The sequence below is a fragment of the Spongorhabdus nitratireducens genome (genome assembly GCA_947387575.1).
GTDB lineage: Bacteria > Pseudomonadota > Gammaproteobacteria > Pseudomonadales > Endozoicomonadaceae > CANDOC01.
On record CANDOC010000005.1, the window covers coordinates 205,308 to 230,865 of the forward strand.

The 25,558-nt window shown below is 48.6% G+C and carries 21 protein-coding genes; 14 read left to right on the forward strand and 7 right to left on the reverse strand.

The features are described from left to right. Positions 1 to 11: 11 nt before the first annotated feature. The gene (locus ACYZZ0_RS11175) at positions 12 to 422 is read right to left on the reverse strand and encodes a DUF350 domain-containing protein (RefSeq protein ID WP_461536707.1); all 411 of its coding nucleotides are present in this window, start codon (positions 420 to 422) and stop codon (positions 12 to 14) included. 226 nt (positions 423 to 648) lie between these two features. On the opposite strand from ACYZZ0_RS11175, the gene bcp reads away from it, so the two are divergent. Continuing rightward, positions 649 to 1,122, forward strand: a complete 474-nt coding sequence (gene bcp / locus ACYZZ0_RS11180; protein ID WP_461536708.1) for a thioredoxin-dependent thiol peroxidase — start codon at positions 649 to 651, stop codon at positions 1,120 to 1,122. A gap of 163 nt (positions 1,123 to 1,285) precedes the next feature. Here bcp and ACYZZ0_RS11185 read toward each other — a convergent pair whose 3' ends face one another. The 3 genes from ACYZZ0_RS11185 to hmgA form a co-directional block, all read right to left on the reverse strand. Continuing rightward, positions 1,286 to 2,128 (reverse strand): FkbM family methyltransferase, encoded by an 843-nt coding sequence (locus ACYZZ0_RS11185; protein WP_461536709.1) that lies wholly within the window; start codon positions 2,126 to 2,128, stop codon positions 1,286 to 1,288. Between the two features lie 107 nt (positions 2,129 to 2,235). Further along, entirely contained in the window at positions 2,236 to 3,552 is a 1,317-nt protein-coding gene (gene fahA / locus ACYZZ0_RS11190; protein WP_461536710.1) for a fumarylacetoacetase, read from the reverse strand. Between the two features lie 3 nt (positions 3,553 to 3,555). Beyond that, complete coding sequence (gene hmgA, locus ACYZZ0_RS11195) at positions 3,556 to 4,866, reverse strand: homogentisate 1,2-dioxygenase (protein WP_461536711.1); 1,311 nt, start codon at positions 4,864 to 4,866, stop codon at positions 3,556 to 3,558. A 234-nt stretch (positions 4,867 to 5,100) separates the two neighbouring features. On the opposite strand from hmgA, the gene ACYZZ0_RS11200 reads away from it, so the two are divergent. Continuing rightward, the gene (locus ACYZZ0_RS11200; protein ID WP_461536712.1) at positions 5,101 to 7,032 is read left to right on the forward strand and encodes an ATP-binding cassette domain-containing protein; all 1,932 of its coding nucleotides are present in this window, start codon (positions 5,101 to 5,103) and stop codon (positions 7,030 to 7,032) included. A 426-nt stretch (positions 7,033 to 7,458) separates the two neighbouring features. On the opposite strand, the gene ACYZZ0_RS11205 is transcribed toward ACYZZ0_RS11200, so the two are convergent. Then, complete coding sequence (locus ACYZZ0_RS11205) at positions 7,459 to 8,082, reverse strand: HAD family hydrolase (protein WP_461536713.1); 624 nt, start codon at positions 8,080 to 8,082, stop codon at positions 7,459 to 7,461. Between the two features lie 180 nt (positions 8,083 to 8,262). Here ACYZZ0_RS11205 and yqfB point away from each other — a divergent pair, with 180 nt between their 5' ends. Next, the gene (gene yqfB / locus ACYZZ0_RS11210; RefSeq protein ID WP_461536714.1) at positions 8,263 to 8,574 is read left to right on the forward strand and encodes a N(4)-acetylcytidine aminohydrolase; all 312 of its coding nucleotides are present in this window, start codon (positions 8,263 to 8,265) and stop codon (positions 8,572 to 8,574) included. Here the strand turns inward: yqfB and ACYZZ0_RS11215 are convergent. After that, positions 8,559 to 9,476, reverse strand: a complete 918-nt coding sequence (locus ACYZZ0_RS11215; protein WP_461536715.1) for a DUF1853 family protein — start codon at positions 9,474 to 9,476, stop codon at positions 8,559 to 8,561. The two genes, yqfB and ACYZZ0_RS11215, sit on opposite strands and share 16 nt — an antisense overlap. Positions 9,477 to 9,572: 96 nt before the next feature. On the opposite strand from ACYZZ0_RS11215, the gene ACYZZ0_RS11220 reads away from it, so the two are divergent. The 9 genes from ACYZZ0_RS11220 (at position 9,573) to ACYZZ0_RS11260 (ending at position 20,628) form a co-directional block, all read left to right on the forward strand. Next, positions 9,573 to 10,454 (forward strand): NAD(+) kinase, encoded by an 882-nt coding sequence (locus ACYZZ0_RS11220; protein WP_461536716.1) that lies wholly within the window; start codon positions 9,573 to 9,575, stop codon positions 10,452 to 10,454. Between the two features lie 5 nt (positions 10,455 to 10,459). Beyond that, complete coding sequence (locus ACYZZ0_RS11225) at positions 10,460 to 11,455, forward strand: metallophosphoesterase (protein ID WP_461536717.1); 996 nt, start codon at positions 10,460 to 10,462, stop codon at positions 11,453 to 11,455. 97 nt (positions 11,456 to 11,552) lie between these two features. Next, the gene (locus tag ACYZZ0_RS11230; protein WP_461536718.1) at positions 11,553 to 12,452 is read left to right on the forward strand and encodes a rhomboid family intramembrane serine protease; all 900 of its coding nucleotides are present in this window, start codon (positions 11,553 to 11,555) and stop codon (positions 12,450 to 12,452) included. Further along, entirely contained in the window at positions 12,442 to 12,708 is a 267-nt protein-coding gene (locus ACYZZ0_RS11235) for a YeaC family protein (RefSeq protein WP_461536719.1), read from the forward strand. The genes ACYZZ0_RS11230 and ACYZZ0_RS11235 overlap by 11 nt, the downstream gene beginning before the upstream one ends. 24 nt (positions 12,709 to 12,732) lie before the next feature. Next, complete coding sequence (locus tag ACYZZ0_RS11240) at positions 12,733 to 13,599, forward strand: DUF2797 domain-containing protein (RefSeq protein WP_461536720.1); 867 nt, start codon at positions 12,733 to 12,735, stop codon at positions 13,597 to 13,599. A gap of 103 nt (positions 13,600 to 13,702) precedes the next feature. After that, positions 13,703 to 16,345 (forward strand): aminopeptidase N, encoded by a 2,643-nt coding sequence (pepN, locus tag ACYZZ0_RS11245; RefSeq protein WP_461536721.1) that lies wholly within the window; start codon positions 13,703 to 13,705, stop codon positions 16,343 to 16,345. Between the two features lie 133 nt (positions 16,346 to 16,478). Next, positions 16,479 to 17,048 (forward strand): hypothetical protein, encoded by a 570-nt coding sequence (locus ACYZZ0_RS11250; protein WP_461536722.1) that lies wholly within the window; start codon positions 16,479 to 16,481, stop codon positions 17,046 to 17,048. 151 nt (positions 17,049 to 17,199) lie between these two features. Continuing rightward, the gene (locus ACYZZ0_RS11255) at positions 17,200 to 18,159 is read left to right on the forward strand and encodes a hypothetical protein (protein ID WP_461536723.1); all 960 of its coding nucleotides are present in this window, start codon (positions 17,200 to 17,202) and stop codon (positions 18,157 to 18,159) included. Between the two features lie 3 nt (positions 18,160 to 18,162). Next, on the forward strand, positions 18,163 to 20,628 hold the full coding sequence (locus ACYZZ0_RS11260; RefSeq protein WP_461536724.1) for a TcfC E-set like domain-containing protein: 2,466 nt from the start codon (positions 18,163 to 18,165) through the stop codon (positions 20,626 to 20,628). Here ACYZZ0_RS11260 and ACYZZ0_RS11265 read toward each other — a convergent pair. Further along, the gene (locus ACYZZ0_RS11265) at positions 20,579 to 21,373 is read right to left on the reverse strand and encodes a fimbria/pilus periplasmic chaperone (RefSeq protein WP_461536725.1); all 795 of its coding nucleotides are present in this window, start codon (positions 21,371 to 21,373) and stop codon (positions 20,579 to 20,581) included. The two genes, ACYZZ0_RS11260 and ACYZZ0_RS11265, sit on opposite strands and share 50 nt — an antisense overlap. 569 nt (positions 21,374 to 21,942) lie before the next feature. On the opposite strand from ACYZZ0_RS11265, the gene ACYZZ0_RS11270 reads away from it, so the two are divergent. After that, on the forward strand, positions 21,943 to 23,034 hold the full coding sequence (locus ACYZZ0_RS11270) for a WD40/YVTN/BNR-like repeat-containing protein (RefSeq protein WP_461536726.1): 1,092 nt from the start codon (positions 21,943 to 21,945) through the stop codon (positions 23,032 to 23,034). Positions 23,035 to 23,055: 21 nt separating this feature from the next. Then, positions 23,056 to 25,407: an efflux RND transporter permease subunit gene (locus ACYZZ0_RS11275; protein ID WP_461536727.1), complete on the forward strand. Its 2,352-nt coding sequence runs from the start codon at positions 23,056 to 23,058 to the stop codon at positions 25,405 to 25,407. Positions 25,408 to 25,558 lie beyond the last annotated feature (151 nt).

Genomic DNA, 25,558 nt, shown 5'->3' on the forward strand with positions numbered 1-25,558 from the left:
TTTGACTCCGCTCAGTAGGTCAGGCAAGCGGCATTAAGGATACCGGCAGCAATGGATACAGTGCCTAGCCAGATGCCGGAAGCAATTTCATTGTTGGCAATATGCTCGGAGATTCTGGGAATAAAAAGACGCAGGGTATAGAAGGTGAGCAGCTGAACCACAAGTGCCACAGCACCCCACAGGATCATATCCGGCAGGTCAACCGAATTGGCAATAACACTGGCAAGCGGCAGTACGAAACCGATCAGACTGCCTCCGAACGCCAGTGCTGCAGCAGGGTTATTCTGTTTGATCAGCTCCATTTCCTTATGAGGGGTGATCAGGGTGTAAATAATAATGTAGAGCGCTGTCAGACCGGCAGCAGTACCAAAATAGGCCAGAAACAGAGGTATGCTGGCGAGGTATTCAAGAAGGTGCGGCATTATTTTTCTATGCTTCCAGGCAATCAGGTTGTATTGCAGATTATTTTTGCCGAATAACACGGTGCAAAATGCAGCGCACAGCATACTGTATTCTGCAATAAAATATAATGCTGCAACTGAGCGTAAAACTGCCGCTTTCAGATATCGAGTGCTATAGTTTGCGGGTCGTTCGTACCACTCCTCTAGAGCGGGTACTGATGTCAATTTACGATAGAGAATGAGAATTATGGCAGCAATTGAAACACTGCAGGCAGGTGACAAGGCTCCGGCATTTACCCTCAATGATCAGAATGGTGAGCCGGTATCACTGGCAGATCAGCAGGGAAGCAAAGTGCTGGTCTACTTTTACCCCAAGGCATCAACACCGGGCTGTACTGTTCAGGCTTGTAGCCTGACAGAGCACAAATCCGAGTTTGATCATTTGGGAGTTAAGGTTTTCGGGATTAGTCCCGATCCGGTAAAGCGCCTGAAGAATTTTGAGACAAAAAAAGAGCTGGCAATTACCTTGCTGTCTGACGAAGACCATGCGATTGCTGATGCTTTCGGTGTATGGGGTGAAAAGAAATTTATGGGCAGGGTTTTCGATGGCATTCACCGAATCACTTTCCTGATTGATGAAAATGGAATGATTGAGAATGTGTTTAACAAGTTCAAAACCAAGGATCATCATCAGGTGGTGCTGGATTACTTTCAATCATAGTTCAGAAAAGAGCAGCTATTAGTTCTTTTCAGGTTTGTTTTATTCAGCATTCTCAGCATTGATCTGTTGTGTCGTTGAGAGTGCTGAATCAGAACTTACCAATATTTGAGTTGTAGTGCCTGTAACTGCTAGTCAACGGAACCTTTTTGATAACCTGTTCTGTTTACCATTTTTCATTAGTGAACACTAAATCAATAGTGTCTTTGCATAGTCTATTCGGATGTAGATTGTTCAGACTAACCTCGTGGCCCTCTTCTGAATAGATGAACCGGTAGCAAGCCAGACTCGACAGTAATGCAGTTAGTTTAGGATTAACAAAGCGGTTGCTGAGTAGGGAAATGCCAGACTTTGACTCCAATTTATTGAGATGCTTGCCCAGCCACTGGTTTGAATACTGTCTGAAATATGCCTCTCTGAGAAAAGGGGTATGAAGCGAAAGGTGTAGTGTTGGCGTATGCTCTGCCAGCCAGTTTCTAATCTGTGGCAGTAGCGCAAACTCCCCACCCTCAATATCGATTTTCAGAAAACCGATATCAGATATATTGTTCTGCTTAAGGAAGGCTTCCAGTGTCTGAACTTGAACCGATTGCTCTAAACCGCGATCTTTTGTGCGTGATAAAAGGCTCGAAGCCGAATCCCCAAAGTTCCGGCGGCCATAGAGTGTGGCTGTCTTGTTTTCAGGCCCGATGGCAACCGGGTGGGCAAAAAGGCGGTTAGAATATTCAGGATTGAGGGAAAAATTATGAGTCAGTTCTGTATAGCTGGTCTGATCCGGTTCAATGGAGTGAATCTCGCCACGGGTGCGTGTTGCAGCATAGAGTGACAGCGGACCGATCCATGCCCCCATATCAATGACGGCTTTGTCCGGGTGAATAAAGCGGTCAAATACATTCAGGGTATCTTTCTGCCAGTCTCCCTGCTGCCATGCATCCCACACCCAGTCAGCACAGCCACGGGATACAGTGAAAGTTTTATCATTAATATGGACAGTTCTGTTTTCTGACATCACAAATGCTTTGAAAATAGTTATTGCAGTTGTAGATACGAAAAAAATGAAAATGTTCAATCAGGCAAAGTATCTCTGATAGGGAGCCTTGCCTGATTGATCAGTGCCTAGCTGTTTGCCGGTAGAATGAGCGACTGGACATGACCAAAGCCGATATGGGCTGCCCCGTCTTTCTCACACCAGCCTCTCATGGTGATGCTGTCACCATCTTCCAGAAAGGTGCGCTGCTCACCGTTAGGTAATGTGAGTGGTTGCTTGCCTCCCTGTGAAAGTTCCAGCATTGACCCTGCTTCCTCCGGCTTCGGGCCAGACTGGGTACCGGTTCCCAGCAGATCGCCGGGCTGCAGGTTACAGCCATTCACCGTATGATGGGTGACCATTTGGGCTGCGGTCCAATAGGAGTGCCTGAAGCTGGACTGCGATAGCTGTGTTGGCTTCTCTTCTGTCTGGCGCATCTCCGGGGTTTCCAGCAGTACTTCCAGCTGAATATCGAGCCCGCCTTTTTCAGAATTATGTTCCGATGAGAGATAGGGCAATGGTTGAGGATCTTCCGCGGGGTGGCTGAATGCTGTCCTGAACGGTGCCAGTGCCTCAAAGGTTACAATCCAGGGCGATATTGTCGAGGCAAAGCTTTTGGCCAGAAAGGGACCAAGAGGCTGATATTCCCAGGCCTGCATATCCCGGGCAGACCAGTCATTCAACAGGCAAAGCCCGAAAATATGGCCTTCGGCCTTGTCGATGTTGATGGGCTCTCCAGCGGTATTGCCGGAACCGATAAATATTCCCATTTCCAGCTCATAATCCAGACGCTTGCAGGGCGCAAGAACCGGCGCTTCTGCATCAGGTGGTTTTATTTGCCCTTTGGGACGATGAAATTTCTGACCGGAGACAGCAATAGAGGACGCCCGGCCATGATAGCCAATCGGCACCCATTTGTAGTTTGGCAGCAGTGGATTATCCGGCCGGAACAGGGAACCAACTGCAGTAGCATGATAGATCGAAGAGTAGAAATCGGTGTAGTCACCAATGGTGCAGGGCAGGCTGTATTCCACCTCAGCCTGAGGAATCAGACACCGCTCAAGTTTGGATTGAGCTCCGGAACCTGTTCTGAGTACCCGGGATAGTGTCAGCCGCAGGGCAGACCAATTGGGCCAGCCAAGACTCATAAAATGGTTCAGTGTGGGTTCACAACAGGCCTGGATAGCTTCCTGGGATACACCGGTTAAAATATCGGTATCGCCTGCAGCCTGCAGATCCAGCACCTGATCACCAATAGCGACGCCTGCCCGAAAACTCTCGTGACTGTCCTTGCGCCTGAAAATAGCAAAAGGCAGGTTCTGTATCGGAAAGTCAGTATCTTTCGAATTGGCGGATTCGACCCAACTGGTCAGTGCCGGGTCATGGGTTTCATTCAGTTGAGGCATAGGTTATCCGTCGTTTTTACCATTAAAGTGCTTGCTCAATCCCTGCCAGCAATCAATATAGTCATTCTGTCGGGCCGGTGTGTCGAGAGCAAAGCGGGTAGGCGTAAAGGGATGGCGGGATTCGAACATAAACGCCATGGTGTCCCGGTAACGTTCAGGTTGAAGGTTTGCCTGAGTGGCCTTTTCAAATACACCAGCTTCCGGGCCATGCGGTGACATGCAGTTGTGCATACTGGCACCACCGGGAACAAAGCCTTGTTCCTTGGCGTCATAGATGCCATGAATCAGCCCCATAAATTCACTCATGATATTGCGGTGATACCAGGGCGGGCGAAAAGTATCTTCAGCCACCATCCAGCGGGGAGGAAAGATAACAAAGTCCAGATTGGCAACCCCGGGTGTATCTGACTGGGATGTCAGTACGGTAAAGATAGACGGGTCAGGATGGTCATAGCTGACAGTATTGATTACGTTAAAGCGGGACAGATCATATTTATAGGGGGCTGATGTTCCAACCCAAGCTACAACATCCAGCGGTGAATGTCCTAGCGTTGTCTGATACAGACGGCCGGCAAACTTGCTGACAAGCTCAAAATCACCCTCACGATCTTCAAACCAGGCCACAGGGTATTGAAAGTCCCGGTCATTGGCATAACCGTTGGCCCCAACCGGGCCTCGTTCAGGAAGGGTCAGGGGCGCGCCATAGTTTTCACAGATATAACCACGGGCCTTGCCATCTGTCAGTTTGACACTGAATTTGATGCCTCTGGGAATTACGGCAATTTCACCGGGCTTGATAGATAGCAAACCACATTCCGTATACAGCATCAGATCACCGCTTTGCGGAACAATCAGGCACTCACCATCAGTATTACAATAAAACCGGTCAGTCATATCCCGGTCAGCCTGATACAGGTGAACGCCACAACCGGTCTGGCTCAGGGCATCACCATTGACAGCCATCGTGATCATGCCATCGATAAAATCCGTGGGCTGTTCTGAATCAGGCAGTGCCTCCCACCGCATCAGATCGGGCAGGGGAGGGGACTCGCCATGAGGAGCCGTTCTTACTAACCCGGTATCGACAGGCTTATAGTGCCCCTGAACAACAGAGGGTCGAATTCGATAAAACCAGGTACGTCGGTTCTGATGCCGGGGGGCAGTAAAAGCGGTGGAAGAAAACTGTTCGGTGTAAAGCCCGTAAGGTGTTCGCTGAGGATTAAAGCGACCAACCGGCAGGGCCCCGGGCAGAGCTTCGGTTTCATGCTCATTGCCAAAGCCCGTCTGATATTCGAGCTTCTCGGGGTCGATCATGGCATTACTCACTACGTATTTTGATTTTTTATTGTTATAGCTGAGTCTGTACGGACAACATGTGTCCAGCATTCTGATAATCAACTATCTGACAGCGTTTGTCAGCAATGTTGATCCGGAATGTTTGTCAGCAACCTTTGTATAGCATAAGCTTCGCACGCTCAAATATTATCCATATTGCCCGGTATTACTTTTCTCCGGGGCAGTATGTCCTCAAGGCTTCAGGGATATTTCATGCCGCTGCTTCAAATTGAAAACCTTTCTGTTGCATATGGTGCCAAGCCATTGCTGGATCATGCTGACTTTTCCATTCGCAAGGGTGAAAAGGTGGCACTGATCGGTCGTAATGGTGAGGGCAAATCCACTCTGCTGAAACTGGTTTCCGGTCAGATCATGCCCGATGACGGTACCATCTGGCGTCGTCCCGGTATTCGTATCGGCATGCTGAATCAGGAGTTACCGGCGGCGGATGATCGCTCGGTATACGAAGTGGTAGCATCCGGACTGGAAGAAGCCGGCAAATTGATCAGCCGCTACCATGAGCTGGTGGCCCATGCGGATGATCCGGCCAGTCTGAAGCAGCTGGAAAAAGTGCAGCAACAACTGGAAGCGGTAGATGGATGGTCGCTGCAACAGCGTGTTGACACCATGATTGAACGTCTGCGGCTGCCGGCAGACAAGATGATGAAAGAGCTCTCCGGTGGCTGGCGCCGTCGGGTTGAGCTGGCCCGGGCGCTGGTGGTGCAGCCTGACCTGTTACTGCTGGACGAGCCGACTAACCATCTGGATATTGTCGCCATTGACTGGCTTGAAAAACAGCTGGCCAGCTACGGTGGTGCACTGCTGTTTATTACCCACGACCGGGCATTTCTGAAACGGCTGGCCACCCGTATTGTGGAACTGGATCGTGGTCAGCTCTCCAGCTGGGATATGAAATATGACCAGTATCTGGCTGAACGTCAGCATCGACTGGAAGTAGAGCAGCAGCAAAATGCCGAGTTTGATAAAAAACTGGCACAGGAAGAAGTCTGGATTCGTCAGGGTATCAAGGCGCGACGAACCCGTAATGAAGGCCGGGTGAGGGCATTGAAAGCGTTGCGGGAAGAACGTCGGGAAAGACGTGAGCTGCAAGGCAAGGCAGGTTTCAGTCTGGACAAGGCCTCCAGCAGTGGCAAGCTGGTTGTGGAAGCTACCGACCTGAAGCATGCCTACGACACTCGCAAAATTGTTGAAGGATTGGACTTTACCCTGATGCGGGGTGACAAGGTCGGTTTGCTGGGAGCCAACGGTACCGGTAAAACAACACTGTTGCATATTCTGCTGGGTAAACTGGAACCGCAACAGGGCAAGGTCAAGCATGGCACCAAGTTGGAAGTCGCTTACTTTGACCAGCTACGTGATCAGCTCGATCCGGATAAAAGCATTATTGATAATGTGTCAGAAGGACGTGAAGCGCTGACCATTAATGGCAAGGACCGGCATATTATCAGCTATCTGGGCGATTTTCTGTTCCCGCCGGAACGTGCTCGTACGCCGGTAAAGGCCTTGTCCGGTGGTGAGCGTAACCGGGTCATGCTGGCCCGACTGTTCAGCAAGCCTGCCAATGTACTGGTGCTTGACGAACCGACCAACGACCTCGATGTAGAAACGCTGGAGCTGCTGGAATCCATTCTGGTCGATTTCCAGGGCACCGTTCTGCTGGTCAGCCACGACCGGGATTTCCTTGATAATGTGGTCAGCAGCACTTTGGTGTTTGAAGGCGATGGTATCGTCCGTGAGTATGTGGGTGGTTTTGATGACTGGCTGCGTCAGGGCGGTTCGCTGGAAATGCTGGATAGCGAGCAGCGTGAACTGGAGCTGAAAAAGCAACAGGAAAAAGCAGCAGAGAAACCCAAAGAAGTTAAGACTGAAAAATCTGCAGAAAAGCCAAAGCCTAAAAAGCTCAGCTACAAGTTACAGCGCGAACTGGATCAGTTGCCTGCGGAACTGGAACAGCTTGAAGCCGAGCAGGCTGAACTTGAAGAACAGGCAAACGATCCGGGCTTTTATCAGCAGCCCCAGGAAAAGTTTCAGCCGATTCTGGACCGAATGACTGAACTGGCTGAAATTGTCGATAGCAAGCTTGAGCGTTGGGAAGAGCTGGAAGCCATGCAGTCTGGTGACTGAAGCAACTGATATGTAAAAATGAAAAAAGCCAGCCTGTTGATTCAGACTGGCTTTAGTTTTCAGGTCACTGTGAAGCTAATCAGCACTTTAACAACAGCGCCTGTCTTGAAATTCTGCTGCCCGTTACGGATTTAATACCGCAATCGGGTAGCAGTGCTACAGCAAAACAAGCTCAATGCTGTACACCAAACCCACAGCCAGAAGCGTATTTAAATACAGCCGCTCCACATCTACCCCCTTCGCAGCTTGTACCCTTAACTCTGTTTCGAGTTCAGTTGAGGCCGCTTTGTTATTGTTATGAATTTATTATAGGTTTCGGATTCTACTTATGTCCAGTAACCGAAGTCTAATGTCGTTTTGTTATATTCTTATCCGCTGTCATTATGCGACGCTGAACGTGCGATGTTTCATCTAAATGACTAACTTTTATTTCAAAACTGAAAGCAACTCTGCGGGTGTACTGAAAAGATAATCCGGCTTGCCTCTTTCAAGACGACTCTTGTTATGCCAGCCCCAGGCAGCACCCATACTTTTCAGTCCAGCTTGTCGGGCTTCTATCATGTCACCAAGAGTATCGCCTACGTAATATGCAGGTCGGCATAAGCTGTTGCTTGTAGCTAATGCCATCTTCTCTGTTTTTTGCAAGCCTTTGTCGGCACCTAGTACTACTCTGAAACTGTCCAGTAGCTGGTGTTGATAAAGCCAGTGGCTGACGATATCACTGAGATTGGATGTGATAATGATCAGCTCATAATTCCGTTCGTTCAGCGTTGTGACGGTTTTTTCGATACCGTCACAGGGAGGAATATTGATAAAGCGATGCTCCAGCTTGCTTCCCACCTGTTTCATCATGACTTGAATCTGTTCCGGAGATACTCGCCAATTCAACAATGATAGATAAAAATTGTTATCGAAAAGTGACAGGAAAGTTTCCCTTTCTGCCAGTCGCTGCAGGCCGTGCTCACTGAAAACTTCAAGGCATGCCTGATGAAAAACGTCCAGACTGTCTGCAATCACACCGTCAAAGTCAAATAGTACAAGCCCGGGCATTGTTCGATCCTGAAATGTTAAATTTTTGATACAAGGCAATGCTTGTTGTTTTGGATCTGTGCAGATTATCCAGAATAGTTAGTTTTAACGAATCTTGATAGCAGATGTCTTTGTGCTCAGGAATGAGTAACCCTGTCTGCTATTAATATCTGCTTACTCCAGTAATATCAGACCGAAAATATGACCAGTATCATCAGTTTCTATTCGCGTTTTAAAGACGATATTCGCGCCGGGCGCAAAACCATCACTATCCGAAATGAGGCAGAATCCTGCTATCAGCCAGAGCAGGTTGTCAGGGCGATAACCAACCCTGAGGAAGAGGAGATCGCCACGCTGAAAATTACTCATGTGGAACCAATCACTCTCGATCAGTTGAATGAGCATCATGCCCGTCAGGAAAATATGCCTCTGCAGGAATTGCGTGAGTTGATCCCTCAGATTTACCCGAATGAAAGCCGGTTTTATGTGATCAGTTTTCAGGTGACTGACTGACGGGCTGCTTCAGGCCAACTGTCAGGAACCACAAAGAAAAACAGATCGTTATTTGTCTCAGGTACTTGCATATAGATCATGAGGGGTGAGAACTCGCCCCCCTGATCTGAAAAGTAATCTGATAACTGTTGTGAGGAGTAACCTGGCTCGAAGACTGGAGCCAGCCACTCTGACCTTTGCAGACACTGGTATGTTGCAATAGCAGGCTGGCTATCTAAAAAGGGCTCCAGCTCTGCCAGTGTTATCCAGACACCACGCTGATGATTGCAGGCAATACCGGCAGGTGGAGAGACAACTGTTTGCCATGGATAAAACAGTCGACCCTGAACCAGAGCTTTGGCGTTAACGATTGTACTGGATTCACCCATTAGCTGGTTCAATGTCGCAAGGCCTTCGTTTGTGGCCGATAAACCCAGCTGATGTCCCAGCAACCGTTCAAGCTTGATATCCAGCCTGTCTCTCAATCCGGGCCCGACCCATTGCCGGGTTAAGGAAACCGAACTGTCATCAATTGGAGTGGCAGGAACACCCAGATAAAATTTGATCGCCAGCTCAAGGTGTATGAATTTGTGCTGGTGCTCGCAGATCAAATCAAACTCTCCCAGTGTTCTGCTGGTATCTCTTACTGGTAGATTGGCTGCCAGTACGGTTGTATCCGGCAAGTGTCGCAAAACAAACCCCCACAGGGCTTCGTAATAAATCCCCAGCCGGCTTGATCGTCGTTGCTTCAACTGTTGTTCAAACTCATCCCTTAGAGGAGCCAGAGAATCGATTGTTGATTCGAGTAAAGTTGAAGGAACCAGTTGGTCAGAATGAAATACCGGCTGAGTATCGGAGGTGGCCAGCAGGGAAGGGCTGGTCAGCAGAAATTCAAGATGTTTTCTGAACAGTTTGTCGGTCATCTTATCCTCTGAGGGCGCTGGCATTCAGGCGTATCTCCGCAGAAACTAACGGTTTATACTACGCATACTATTTTCTGGGATAATCGTTGCAACTCCATGGAGCAATTCAAGCATATCGGGGTGATCGGGCGTCCGGGCAGTGATCGGATAGAAGCAACCCTCAAGCGCCTTTGTACATATCTGCTGGGGCGCGGGGCGCAGGTGGTGCTTGAAGAACCGCTGACAGAGCTGATGCCGGACCACGGGCTGGACACCTGCACTCGGGACAAGATGGGGGAAATCTGTGATCTGGTGATTGTAGTCGGTGGTGACGGCAGCTTGCTGGGTGCGGCACGGGCTCTGGCCAAATATCAGGTGCCGGTGCTGGGCGTTAACCGTGGACGGCTGGGCTTTCTGACCGATATCTCTCCGGATCAGCTGGAAGAACAGCTTGATGAAGTGCTGGATGGTCGTTACATCATGGAAAGCCGGTTTCTGCTCAAGGGCATTGTGCGCCGTGATGGTAAAGAGGTCGGCCGGGTTGATGCCCTGAACGAGGTGGTACTGCATCCGGGTAAAGCGACTCGCATGATCGAGTTTGAAGTCTTTATTGACGGCCAGTTTGTTTACAGTCAGCGTTCTGACGGACTGATTATCTCCACACCTACAGGCTCAACGGCCTACTCCCTGTCCGGTGGTGGACCGATCATGCACCCACGGCTGAATGCGCTGGTGCTGGTGCCCATGTTCCCCCATACCCTGGGAAGCCGGCCGCTGGTTGTTGACGGTAACAGTGAAATCAAGCTGGTTATCAGTCATGACAATGAAGATTGTCTGAATGTTTCAAGTGACGGGCAGGAACTGGTATCCAGTGCCCCCGGTGATACGGTGACCATTCGCAAGAAAAACCACAAACTGCGCCTGATTCATCCGCTTGACCATAACTACTATGAAATCTGTCGCAGCAAGCTTGGCTGGGGCCATCGGCTGGGAGATTAAGATCGATGGCACAAGTATTTGCCGGTTTCGATCTGATCGGTGATATTCATGGTTGTGGCAATGCGTTGTGTTATTTGCTGCAGCGACTGGGATATCAGAAAAGGCACGGTGTATGGCAGCATCCTGAACGGCAGGCCATTTTTGTCGGAGACATTGTTGATCGTGGTCCCCGGGTGCGGGAAGCACTTTATATCGTAAGAAATATGGTCGAAGCCGGGGCTGCCCAGATTGTACTGGGGAACCATGAGTTTAACCTGCTCTGCTATCTGACCCGAAGCCGGGATGGAAAGTCTGACAGCTGGTTGCGCCAGCATACTCCGCGTAGCACTCGTCAGGTTCAGGAAACACTGGATCAGTTCGAGCATCATCAACAGGAGTTACAGACCTATCTGCGCTGGATGTCGACATTACCGCTGTTTCTTGAATTCGAACACTTTCGGGTGGTTCATGCCTGCTGGGATGACACTATGATTAACCGGTTTCGTCAGCAGTATGGCGGCAACCGAATGACCGAAAGTTTTCTGCACGCCTCAGCTCAGCCCGGTAGTTTTGAGTGGCAATTGGCGGATCGGTTGTTGCGGGGAATTGATCTGCCGTTACCGGAAGGCATTAGCATTACCGGACATGATGGCATTGAACGCCACTCGTTCAGGGCCTGCTTCTGGAAAGAACAACCGGCCAGTTACCGGGAGTTGGTATTCCAGCCGGACCCGCTGCCGGAAAAGTTAGCCTGTGAGACTGTACCCGAAAAGGTACTGGAGAAAATTCCACTCTACAGTCACAGTGAAAAACCATTATTTATTGGTCATTACTGGCGCAGTGGCAAGCCTCGATTGATACGATCGAATATCGCCTGTCTGGATTACAGCGCGGTTAAATATGGCAAGCTGGTGGCTTACCGAATGAATCATGAAGCCCAATTGCAACCGGAGCATTTTCTCTGGGTAGACGTTGATCCGGCCGAACCAATGCGCCCGAGTATTGAAAAACTGCCCCATTAATAATATCTCTGGTGTGAGTTCGAATAATTGCTGATTTATGCCACGGGCATTAACAATAGTTGGTTACTGTTAATTTCAGGGAGCTAAGTACCCATAGATGATTCAGATACTGGAAGTGCCAGGTGAAACAGATCTGCGACCTTTTTCAGCTTTTCTCTGGTCCCGACGGATTGCACATCGCATTACCGAAGACCGGGGACAGCAGGTATTGTGGCTGGGTGATGAGGAAGCAAAAGAGCAGGTATTGAATTGGTACCGTGACTGGGAGTCCGGTGTTATGCCGCTGCACGGGTTTGCCGAAGCGTTGAAGCAACGAGCTTCCGCCAGATCAGGCGTAAAGCTTCAGGGGCCGCTGGCGGACTGGAAGCGGATGCCGGTGACCATGCTGTTTCTGATCGTCTGCGGACTGGTGGCGATCTATACCGGGCTGGGACATGATGTATCGGTTCTGATGCTGACATTTACGCCACCCATGGCAACGGCTATGGGAACCCAGCTTGGAACGTTACAGGATACGCTGGTTTCAGGGGAATACTGGCGGTTGTTTACGCCGGTTCTGTTGCACTTCGGTATTATGCATTTGATTTTCAATATGCTGTGGCTGTTTGATCTGGGGCGCAGAATAGAGATTGTACAGGGCAGCTTCAGACTGCTTTCCATTATTATTCTTACAGGGCTGTTGTCCAATATTCTGCAGTATCTGAGTGGCCCACAGTATGCGCTGTTCGGCGGCTTTTCAGGTATTGTCTATGGCCTGCTGGGCTATTGTCTGGCCAGAGAAAAATTTGCCGGAGACCAGCTGGGTGTACCACCGGGTGTTTATGGCTTTATGTTAGTCTGGCTGGCGGTTGGTTATACCGGAATTCTCGAAGCTATTGGCTTCGGAGCCATGGCCAATGCCGCTCACCTTGGCGGATTGCTGGCCGGTCTGCTGGGTGGCTGGCTTACTGTTGTACTGGGAAAAGGGAGTAAGGGGGATGTCTTCGATGACAACTGATTTTCGTACTACTGTTGAAACCATGTCGGCTGATGTCTATGCCAGCTTGAAGCGCGCAGTAGAACTGGGCAAGTGGCCCAATGGCGAAAGGTTGAAGCCGGAGCAGGTTGGGCTTTGTCTGCAGACAGTCATTGCCTGGGAGCAGATTCATGCCCCGGAAGAGCAGCGTACGGGTTATATGGCGCAGACCTGTCAAAGCAGTAAAGAAGATGAACAGGAAAAAGATGAATCTTCAATTTTGAGATTTGAAGTTTAAGCACGCAATTACAGGTATTAATTTTTGAATCCAGAACAACTGATCACCCTCGAAGCAGGGCAAGTACTGCAGGGTGGTCTGAGCAAGATGCCAGCGCAGTTAAGTGAACAGGTGCAATACCGGCTGCAACTGGGAGAACAGCAGGTTGCAATGAATCCTCTGCTGGGTAAGCGGATAAGGTTGCAGTGGCTGGGTGATATCAATTGTATTCACTGTGGCCGGGAGTCAAAGAAGAGTTTTTCCCAGGGTTACTGTTACCCTTGTTTCAAGAAACTGCCCCAGTGTGACAGTTGCATTATGAGTCCTGAAAAGTGCCATTTTCATCAGGGTACCTGCCGTGATGCGGCCTGGGGCGAAAAATTCTGTATGACTGATCATGTTGTCTATCTGTCCAATACGTCCGGCTTGAAAGTAGGCATAACCCGGATCAACCAGATTCCCACCCGCTGGATTGATCAGGGTGCCGGCCAGGCCATTCCCCTGTTCAGAGTTGCTACCCGACAGCAATCTGGCCTGATTGAAGATGTTCTGCGACAGCATGTGGCGGATAAAACCAACTGGCGCACTCTGCTGAAAGGTCCTTCTGTTCCTCAGGATCTGCATGCAGCAGGCAGGGAACTTCTGTCGTCTTGTCAGGCTGAAATTCAGGCCATGCAGCAGCGGTTCGGATTGCATGCCATTGTGCCGGTGCTGGAAGCCAGTGAAACCATTCTTGAGTATCCGGTACGTAACTGGCCGGTTAAGGTATCTTCCCTGAGCTTTGATAAAACGCCTGTAATCGAAGGCAAACTGGAAGGTATCAAGGGCCAGTATCTGATTATGGATTCGGGTGTACTCAACATCCGCAAGCATACCGGCTACCATGTCTCGTTCAGCCTGTTGGCTGCCTGATAATCCTGCGGGTTGTTCTCGCTTGGCCATCTGATCCGTTGGTCATGCAAGCGAAGAACACCCTCTGATGAGATTGATCATCTTTGAATATAAGGAAACATCAATGAAAGATGCACGTCCCCGCGCGATAAATCTGAAGGACTATCGCCAGCCGGACTACTGGATTGATCATACCGAACTGCGTGTTGAGCTGGGTGAGGAAACCACCAAAGTCAGCTCCCGTCTGACCATGCGCCTTAACGATGCTCACGAACACGAAACCCAGCCTGATCTGATGCTGGTGGGTGCCGAGCAGCAGCTGGAAAGTATTACCCTCGATGGCAAGCAACTGGCTGCTGATGAGTATGTGCTGACCAGCGACAGTGTACGTTTTGCGGTCGACAAGCCGGAATTTATTGTCGAAATTGTCAGCCTGATCCGTCCCCAGGACAATACCTCACTGGAAGGTCTGTACAAGTCCAACACTATGTACTGCACCCAGTGTGAAGCGGAAGGTTTCCGCAAGATCACCTACTATCTGGATCGTCCGGATGTAATGTCCCGTTTCAAGACCACAGTGGTTGCGGACAAGAAGAATTATCCGGTACTGCTGTCCAACGGTAATGATATCGATCGCGGCGACCTGGATGGTGGCCTGCACTTTGTGACCTGGGAAGATCCGTTCCCCAAGCCCAGCTACCTGTTTGCGCTGGTAGCCGGTGATCTGCAGCATGTGGAAGACAAGTTCACCACCTGCAGTGGCCGTGATGTCACTCTGCGTATGTTTGTCGAGCCGCACAATATCGACAAGTGTGAGCATGGTATCGAGTCCCTGAAGAAATCCATGAAATGGGATGAAGAAGTCTATGGTCGTGAATACGATCTGGATATCTTCATGATTGTTGCAGTCGACGACTTCAACATGGGTGCGATGGAAAACAAGGGACTGAATATCTTCAATTCATCCTGCGTACTGGCCCGCCCGGATACTGCGACTGATGCGACTTATCAGCGTATTGAAGCGATCGTAGCCCACGAATACTTCCATAACTGGTCCGGTAACCGTGTCACTTGTCGCGACTGGTTCCAGCTGAGCCTGAAAGAAGGCTTTACTGTATTCCGTGACTCTGAGTTCTCGGCTGATATGAACTCTCGTGCGGTGAAGCGGATTGAAGATGTTTCCGTACTGCGTTCTGCCCAGTTTGCAGAAGATGCCGGTCCGATGGCCCATCCGATTCGCCCGGATTCCTATATCGAAATCAACAACTTCTACACCCTGACTATTTACGAAAAGGGTGCTGAAGTGGTGCGGATGATTCACAACATTGTCGGGCCGGAAGGTTTCCGCAAGGGTAGTGATCTGTACTTTGACCGCCATGACGGTCAGGCTGCAACCTGTGATGATTTCGTCAAGGCGATGGAAGATGCCAACGGTGTTGACCTGACCCGTTTCAAAAACTGGTATTCTCAGGCTGGAACACCGGTACTGAAGGTAAGCGATAACTATGATGCTGAAAAGCAACAGTATCAGCTGACCATCAGCCAGAGCTGCCCGGCAACACCGGGACAGGCTGAGAAAAAGCCGTTCCATATTCCGTTTGCACTGGGCCTGATTGACCCGCAGGGCAATGATCTGTCACTGGATGCGGCAGGCAGCACTACCCAGGTTCTGCATCTGAAAGAAGCAGAAGAAACCTTTGTCTTTGACGGTATTGCTGAAAAGCCGCTGCCTTCCCTGCTGCGTGGTTTCTCAGCTCCGGTCAAGGTTGAATACGACTACAGTCGTGATGACCTGATGTTCCTGATGAGCCATGACAGCGATGGTTTCAATCGCTGGGATGCGTGTCAGCGTCTGGCCGTTGATGTACTGCTGGATCAGGCTGACAAGATTCGTGACGGTGCTGAAGAAACGATTGACGGACGTCTGGTCGAAGCTTTTGGTAAAGTACTGGATGATGCCGAACTGGATGCTGCGGTGATGGCAGAAATGCTGCGCCTGCCGGCAGAGTCCTATCTGGCTGAACAGGTTGCAGAAGCCTGGCCGCAGGCAATTCATGCTGCCCGAGACAAGGCGCGTCTGGCACTGGCTGAAACCCTGCAGGACAAGCTGCGGGCTACTTATGACCGCTGCAAGGTAGAAGGTGAGTATCGTCCTCATGCGGATGATATTGCCAAGCGCAGCCTGAGAAATACCTGTCTGGGTTATCTGGTGCTGTTGGATGGTGAAGGTGTTGTACTGGCTCGCGATCAGTATGATTCAGCCAACAACATGACCGATCAGTTTGCTGCGCTGGCAACTCTGGTTAATGGCCCGGGCGAAAAGGCTCAGGTACAGGCGAAAGAGTGTCTGGAACTGTTCTACCAACAGTGGAAGCACGATGCCAATGTTATGGAACAGTGGTTTGGCGTTCAGAGCAGCAGCCCGGAGCTGGGTACGCTGGATTACATCAAGTCACTGCTGGAGCACCCGGATTTCGATATCAAAAACCCCAACAAGGTACGTTCCGTTGTCGGTGGTTTCTGCATGCGTAACCCGGCTCAGTTCCACCGTGAAGATGGTGCCGCTTATCAGCTGCTGGCTGAGCTGATTCTGAAGCTTAATGAACTGAATCCGCAGGTGGCTTCTCGAATGCTTACTCCGCTGACCCGTTGGAAACGTTTTAACGAGACAGCGCGAACCCATATGAAGTCCGCATTGGAATCAATAAAGGCTGGTGGCAATTTGTCTCCAGATGTGTTTGAAGTAGTATCAAAATCTCTGGTGTAATTAATTAAAATGTTGAACATGTCATAATGTTTTTAATTATTATGACATGTTCATCTAGAAACATTTTTCAGAAAAGCTCTCATCTTATTCTAAACTGGAAACTTCCCGAGCAATTGCTTCATGGGTCTTGCTAATGAAGATTGATTTTCAGTGTTATCTTGCCGCAAGGCTCACTCTCATTTTATTTCTGGCTTTATTATCTCATCCTATCTATTCAGCAACTAATGGAACCTTGGGGCCAACATCAAAAGCTTCATTTGAGATAAATTTGGTGGTTGGGCCATCGGTTCGTATAGATGGTGTTTCAGATGTGTCATTTCATCAGATTCCTGCAGGGAGCACGCCAGGGCCGGTACGCAGCAAGGCAATGAATTTTAAAGTGTTTTCCAATGACTCGGGAAGAGTGACGTTGACATTTAACAGCAGCAACCCTGAACCAGAATTCAAAATGACTATGAATGGTGTCCCTGCCACTGAAGAGGATAAAGCTGTGGTTGTCAGTATTGATGTGTACAACCAGACTAATGGGCGTGGAAGGGCAACGAGTGTACGCAGAGATGGGGACACAGTTACCCTTACAAAAACATCAGATCTAACTAATACTCCTGAAAATGCTTCATTGATTGTATCGGCTAATATTCCAGATGAAACTGATTCAGGAAACTATAGTGTAACAATATTAATCGTTGCGAGTCCTGGCTGAAAAGTAACTAAAAAAATTGATGATTGCTCCTTTAATTAAAAGAAAGTTTCAGATCCTGTTATGTAGTCTTGCGAGCATCTGTTTTATCAGCTGCTCAACTGTATATGCAGATCGATATGTGCTGAAAATCAGAAAATTCAGTTTTCGGAATATGATGGGTGAATGGAATGGAGTAAGGAACTTTGAATGGGAGGAAGGACGGGATATAGATATTTTGAGTTTCTTTGTTTCCCGGGATGATGACTGGGACTTTCTTGATCGCATCATTTTTAGTGATTTTAGGTACAGGGAAAGATATCCGGTGCCACATAAAATGGAGATTATACAATGGGCAAGGGGGCGTGAACTCTGTCTGCGCCCGGAGGGGAGGGGACACCATCATCATGATCACCATCACTCGCGATACAGGCGACATATCCTGCCTGTCAAAATCACTTTCAAACGTATTGCCTCAGGTACCATCTATGAATTTACTCAAAGCCGTGATGTTGTTAATGTCGCTGCCCCGCAAATCAGGGCAGGAGGGGCTCGTGACGGATATATTATCAAGGTCGATATTCATCGTAACGATTTATTGAAAGCTGCTGCCGGTGACTGGTCCGGTGAGTTTGATTTGCATGTATTTAGTGACTACCTTGATGTTTCAGAGACCTTCAGACTGAGCATCAGGATTCCACCTCTTGTGAAAATTGGTGTTGCTTCTGATCTTTATATTCACCCAGGAAGTGTGGCTTCTCATGGTGCAAAAGAAGGTTACACTGATATTTGTATCTTCAGCAATAACTCATCACCTAGATATAAAATCTGGATATCCGACAGTAGTCATTACCATTGGCGAAATCGATTCAGATTGTGTTTAGATGGTGACTGTCGTGCGGGTCATATTCCTTATTCAATTGGTTTTTATGTGACATCCAATAAAAATGGTTTTTGTTTTGACTATCTGAATCAAAAAAAAACATTTAGACATCATTGTGATCAATGGTTCGATCGTTGTGATTCAACGTGTGCTTGCGCAAGAATCTGGGCAATGGTTTTTAACCGGGATCTTCACAGAGCTACATCAGGAAACTATTCGGATACTGTGAGTATTACGCTTTCACCGGATTGAATAATGAAAAATCTATGGATTATTTTTCCGGTCTTGTTGTTACCGATAGGATCAGTCTATCCAGATTTTATTGAAACTTATCCACCTTCAGGTTATGAATCGCTTTTCACCCTGAAAGAAGCACCGGTTGATATATATTTTGGTGGGCATTATCGAACCACTGTAATTGCAATGTTCAATATTGAAAAGATCCAGTTTAATGATGCTGTGACTGTTACTGACAGTATCCCGGGTCTGTCCAACCCGGAGTTGATTCGTGATACTTTATCCAAACCTATGGATACTAATGCTGAGTATGTCTGTGGGCGTGGTTACAGTCCCCGCTGTGGACGGCTCTCCCCGGATATTGCCGGAGTTATTTTTGATGAGAGTACATACAAGGTCTTATTGTTTATTAATCCAGCTTACCTGATTCAGGCTGACAGGGTTTCCGACCTCTACCTGCCATCATCTGATGCACAGCAGCCCGGGTTATTGCAGGAAATAAGACTTAATGCGACAGGGAGTCATGGTGCTACTACCAGCAGTAGCAACTGGTCATTGTATGGGAATACACTTCTGGGCTGGAAGGAAAACAGGATAGAAAGTGACTGGACTACAGACAGGCACAATGCAGTTTCGTTTGGATCTTTATTAGCCGCTCATGATTTCGCCGGACATTATTATGCCGGAGGCTATCTTTCGAGTACCTATAACTTTTCTCGATTTACCTATAGCCGCAAAATTCTGGGCCTTCAATTTGGCAGTTCTCCAAACACACTGATCAATAACAATTCAAGCAGCACCAGTCCGATCGATTTTTTTATGCCGGAAGAGGGGCTGGTCGAGGTTTATCGTGATACTCGTCTGATATCTACCCAGCAATTTGAGGTGGGGAACCGAATGCTGGATACAAGGTCCTTTCCGGGAGGAACCTATGATATTGAACTTGTTGGTCGTTCTCGCTCAGGTCAGGAGCTTTTTAGACAGTCAAGGCTTTATGTGAAGCGTAATCGATTGCCTGTTAATGGTTTCTATGACTACTTTCTTGAGTTTGGGGATATGACAAGTTTCTCTGAGTCGGGGCTGCCAGAGCGATTACACTGTTACATTTTTCGTGGTGGCTGGCAGCAGGGAATTGGTTCCCAGTCCGGTTTTTTTACGGCTTTTTCCGGTACGGAACGAGAGCAAGTTGGTGAGTTTGGGCTTGGGTACAGTTTTCGTAAATTATGGCTTGAGGCGACGAGTCTTGCCGGGACTCAGGATCAATATGGCTTTAATACTCAGGCAGAGCTGGATACGGGGTTTTTAACTGGGCAGGTGGAGTGGAAAAAGTTCTGGCACCTTCCGGCTGAAAGAAAGAAGTTAAAGGCAATTGCTGCAAAAAAGCGTTTCTCACCTGATGAGCAGGATATGTACCTGACTGGCTTTCAGCGGGAATACTCCAGCATTTCTCTTAGCAAGAGGTTATGGGAAGGGCATGCAGCTGTAAGATATAGTGAACGGACAGAAAGAGATAGGAATTTTTATTCCGGGTCGCTGGCTTATTCAACGGCTCTGTTTCGAGAGGCTCACGGCTTTTTGTCACTTGGTTTTGATGCCGGTCGTATTGATGGGAGTTTTACTTTTCGCTGCACGTTGAGTTGGCACTTTAGCGACCTTGAATGGACACATATTGCTGCCGCAGGTTATACCCGGGAGGATCCCCGACATGGAGATAAGGTTGCCTCATGGAATTCGGGTATTCAGACCAGTTGGAATAATTATGATTCCTACCGGATGGCAAATACTTTCTGGTCAATGGGGGCGAATTTTAGTGAGCATAGCAAAGCTGTTGATGGACGGTTTGCATATGGAGGTGAGCCTGGCAGTGGGAATATTTATGTGGCTCACAAGGAGAACAAAGAGCAGAAAGGAACGATTTACTCGGCGGGTCTTGTTACCACCTTGTCTGTTGATAACCGTGGTGTTGCCATTGGTGGTGCTGAACAGAGCGGGGGGAATTGTGCTGTTGTGGTGATTGTTCAGGGCGCATCCGCCACAGACCGGTTTCAGGTATTGATAAACAACTATCCCAGGGCTTTTGCCAATGGTGGAGATCAAGTTGCTGTGCCGCTAACAGCTTTTGCGTCATATCGTGTTGCATTGCGTCCTGTTGGAAATACTGTCTTTGATGGAGTCGAGCGGGTGGAGACTGTTACGCTTTACCCAGGGAATGTCAAAACACTGATTTTTGAACTCTGGCAACGAAAAATAGTTATAGGACGCTTGCTGGATAATGGTGGGAATCTATTACCCAATGTGTGTGGCAATTTTGGGTCAGTACCTGTTTGTGCTGATGAGAGAGGAGTATTTCAGGCTGAAGGACGTAGCAACATAAAGGAAATCATTTTCAATCTGATTGATACTGGTAAAACCTGCCATATTACTGTGCCAGAAATTAGCGAGCATGAACTGCTGCTGGACCTTGGCGATGTGGTGTGTGATTGACCGTAGTGAGATCTCTGGTATCAAAATAGCGAATATTTTCCTTGTAACCATCAAAAAGTCCAAGGCGGGCAACTTCGTTATCCATTGCGTCAATTGTCCAAGTTTGTCCAGCGTAAATTCGTTCGGATAAATTATTTTGAGAACATTCTGAAGGTTTACTTCGGTTACAAATACTGCCGTTTCTGATCAAGACGTTTATATTTCCCAAGTTCGAAAACATGATTTGTTTGCCATCGCGCCGAGCCTGAAGATCATAATGAGGGTTTTCCGGTCGAATAAACACCAAAACTTCATAGGATATCAGGAGTTTGACCCCTTGTTGCCCCTCTTTTATCGGGCCGGTTTCGGGGGTAAATAGTACCCTGTAAACCGTTTCGGTTGCGTCTGGTTTACTCCGTGAATAAAGCCTGAAAATGCGTTGGGTTTGGGGCGGCATAACCGCTTTATGGGGTGTTACGAGTAGCTGAATCTGATCACTGCTTGAAGGAGGAACCCTTTTTTCATTATCTGTACCCGGGTTTAATACTCTGAATACATCTGTTTTCAGATAAAGGTTTTCAGGATCTGGGTTAAATACCTGAATATCCTGTAGTCTCGCATCCTTTGGTTCGAAATAAACAATGATGCGATCCAGTACCATAGCTGACTGTACTGGTAGACTGCTCAGGGTCAGCAGTACCTGAATCACGATAGTGATTTTCCAACAATCGATGATTTGGACAATCCGAGCTGAAAGTTTATACATTTGAATGCAATTCGAACCTGAGTTTATTGTGTGATCCATTCAGCCCTAGGGTTTCATAGAGTTCTGATTGCACCCCAATTGCTGCGTAATTGATTCTAGACTCAAAAATGATATTGAACCTGTGCGTTGGTGGTGATACGACATCGACTAGCCGTGCTGCTCTGGTCTGCATATAAACTATTTTGCCAGTACAGGTTTCTTTGCTGCGACGATGAGTTATACCCAGTGTCGAAATAATCTGAGCCTGATTTCTCGTATCTATTGTTGTTGGAAAGACCTTTGTTCAATTTGTCGCTGATGATGCGATAAAAGTGATCAGTCAGATAACGTGAGAGGGTTGAGGTAATAATAATCTAGGTGGTCATTTGGGCGTTACATAGAGCCATGCCACTCTCCTTCTACTTGAGATGGTAAGAGGGGAAAACGACCGTTTTAAACGTAAATATCATTTTATTATTCTTTTCTTTGTACTGATTGGTACAGGAAGTTCGGTTTTTATTTGGATTTTAGTACCTTATCGATATAATGCCGTCACAGATAATAATAAATAATATAAAAAAGGGGTACTCATGAAACCTGAAGTTTGGCTGCCGGCTTTTGCCAGGCGGGTTTCTGCCTTGGGGGAGGCAACCCGATCAGTCAAGAGGTATAAGGCTGCTGCTGTATCTCTGCTGATAAGCACTTCTCTTTCATCCTTTCCCGTGGCTCAGGCTTCGACTGTTGAAGCCAAATTAACCGAGGCTAAACCATCATCTGAACTTGCTATGCCGACTGAACTGGCAAGTCGCTCTTTGCTCCTCGATATTGACCGATTGCCTGACAGCGAACGCCTTGTTGCTGTGGGTGAGCGAGGTCATATTGTGTTTTCTGATGATCATGGCATCAGCTGGAAACAGGCGACTGTTCCTACCCGGCAGATGTTAACTGCGGCAGTATTTCCAACAGCTGATATTGGTTATGCCGTTGGTCATGATGCGGTGATCCTGAAAACCGAAGACGGCGGAAAGAACTGGAACAAAGTCTACTCCGATCTTGAGCTAGAAAAGCCATTGATGGATGTCTGGTTTCGTGATGCCGATTACGGTATTGCTGTCGGAGCCTATGGTCTGATTCTGCGAACCCGGGATGGCGGCAAAAGTTGGGAAGATCTCTATGATGCGGTGGAGAATGAGGACGAATTTCACTACAACGCCATTGCGCCTTTGGGGGAAGGCCTGATGATCGTGGGTGAAGCCGGCACGCTGTATCGCTCACGGGATGAGGGCGAAAGTTGGGAAACCCTTTATGGTGAATATGATGGTTCCTATTTTGGCTTGATCAGTCTACCAGGTGAAAATCAGGCGCTGGCGCATGGTTTGCGCGGTAATGTATACCGTACCCGTGATGGCGGAGATAACTGGCAGCAGGTCGAGCTGGATACTGATCAGACCCTGTTTGGTGCTATCGCTGTAGAGGGTGATGTGATGATGGTGGGTTATTCCGGTGTTGTAGTCAAAGGCCAGGGTGTTTCCTCGGCAACACCGGAATACAAAAGTCATACCCGTGCTGATCGTATGACCCTTAGCAAGGTTACGCTGGCAGCCAATGGTTCGCTGGTTGCAGTAGGTCAGGGCGGCGTCCATATTTTATCACCAGCCAGCAGCACCACCGGTGTGCAGTAAAAAGACCGGAGAATAATAACAATGACAAATACTCATCAAAATGATCTTGAGCCGTTTCTCGAGCGCTGGATTTTCAGTCATCGGGGTTTGCTGCTGATTGTCTTTGCGCTGGTAACACTGTTTCTGGGTTATCAGGCCAAATCGATTCGCCCGGATGCCAGTTTCGAAAACATGATTCCGTTGGAGCATCCTTATATCGTCAAGATGCTGGAGCATCGTGAAGATCTGGGTGGCGGTGGAAACACGATTCGTATTGCAGTAGTGGCAAAAGAAGGTGATATCTTCACTCCGGCCTATCTGGAAGCGCTGAAGAAGCTGACCGATGAAGTTACCTTTCTGAAAGGCGTGGATCGAACCGGTCTCAAGTCTCTGTGGACACCCAATGTGCGCTGGCTGGAAGTTACCGAAGACGGTTTTGTCGGTGGCACTGTTGCCCCTCAGACCGACCAGTGTAATGTCAGTTGTGCAGATGAAGTACGGGCCAATGTTCTGAAATCGGGACAGATTGGGCGGCTGGTGGCGAATAACTTCGGTTCCAGCATTATTGAAGTGCCGTTGCAGGAAGTCGATCCGGTTAGCGGTGAACGCCTGGACTACCCCGGATTTTCAAAGCAACTGGAGCAGCTGCGTGACCGTTACCAGACAGAGCATGGTGTCAGCCTGCATATCGTCGGTTTTGCCAAGGTGGTTGGAGACCTGTTTGAAGGTGTAAGCGCTGTTGTCGTCTTCTTCCTGGCTGCGATCGTAATTACGGCTGTACTGCTGTTCTTTTATTCCCGTTGCTACCGCTGCACACTGGTACCTTTGATTTGTTCCATCATTGCGGTTGTCTGGTTGCTGGGATTACTGCAGGTGCTGGGCTTTGGTCTGGATCTGTACTCGATGCTGGTGCCGTTCCTGGTATTTGCCATCGGTGTCAGCCATGGTGTCCAGATGATCAACAATATCGGGATTGAATCGGCCAAGGGTATCTGCCCTCTGACAGCCAGTCGTCATACCTTCAGAGCGTTGTACATTCCGGGCATGATTGCACTGGTTTCCGATGCTATCGGCTTCCTGACCCTGCTGGTTATTGATATCAACGTGATTCGCAGTCTGGCAATGGCAGCGAGTATTGGTGTAGCAGTTATTATCCTGACCAACCTGATTCTGCTGCCGGTGCTGATGTCCTATGTGCGGGTCACTGACAGCGGTATCCGTGCAGCGAAGAAAGACCATGGCGGAGATGGTGGCATCTGGAAGCTGGTGGCCCATTGTGCCAGTCCGGTTGTCGCGCCGGTGATGATTGTGGTTGCTGTTGTGTTTGCCGGAGCAGGGCTGTATCTCAGTCAGGATCTGAAGATTGGAGATCTTGACCCGGGCGCACCGGAGCTGAAACCGGACTCCCGTTACAATCTGGACAATGGCTATATTACCGGCAACTACTCCACCAGTGCTGATGTCTTTGTCACCATGGTTGAGACCGCACCTCAGCAGTGCTCCTCATTTGAGACCATGGATGCCATAGATCGCTATATGTGGACCATGCAGAATGTGCCGGGGGTTCAGTCCACACTATCGCTGGTGACTGCATCCAAGCAGGTTATCAAGGGGCTTAACGAAGGTAATCCGAAGTGGGAAGCACTGTCACGTAACTCTTATGTGCTGAACAGCTCACTGCAAGATGCCACAGCCCTGTACAATACCGACTGCAGTCTGGCACCGGTGATGATCTATCTCGACGATCACAAGGCCGAGACCCTCGAGCGTGTTGTTGCAGCGACAGAAGCGTTTGCACTGCAGAACAATACCGACACCCTGAAGTTCCAGATGGCGACCGGTAATGCCGGTATCGAATCAGCCACTAATCAGGTGATTGGCAGTGCCCAAAACCAGATGCTGGTCTGGGTTTACAGTGTGGTGGCTCTGCTTTGCTTCGCGACTTTCCGCTCACTGAGAGCGGTGTTCTGTATCATTATTCCGCTTTCTATCACCTCAGTACTGTGTCAGGCGTTGATGGCCCAGCTGGGTATCGGTATCAAGGTTGCTACCCTGCCGGTTATTGCCCTGGGGGTAGGTATCGGTGTGGACTATGGCATCTATATTTATAGCCGCCTGGAAGGATTCCTGAAGGAAGGAATGCCGCTGGAGCAGGCTTACCTGATGACACTCCGTACAACCGGCAAGGCGGTGGTATTTACCGGCGTCACTCTGGGTATAGGTGTGGCTACCTGGGTACTGTCTCCAATCAAGTTCCAGGCTGATATGGGATTGTTGCTGACCTTTATGTTTATCTGGAACATGGTGGGTGCAATTTGTCTGTTGCCAGCGCTGGCTCGTTTTCTGCTTAAACCCGGAGCCCATCCACGGGAACTGGCTAATCCTGCAACTTAATAGCTTTTTCAAACATAAGTTTGAATTACAAACAGCCAGCAGTTTCTTGCTGGTTGTTTGTTCTTGCTAACGTTCAAGCGCCTTTTTTATTCATTCAAAATTATTCCAACCTGAATTTCATATAAGAAATATGGTTTCCTGTATATATGCC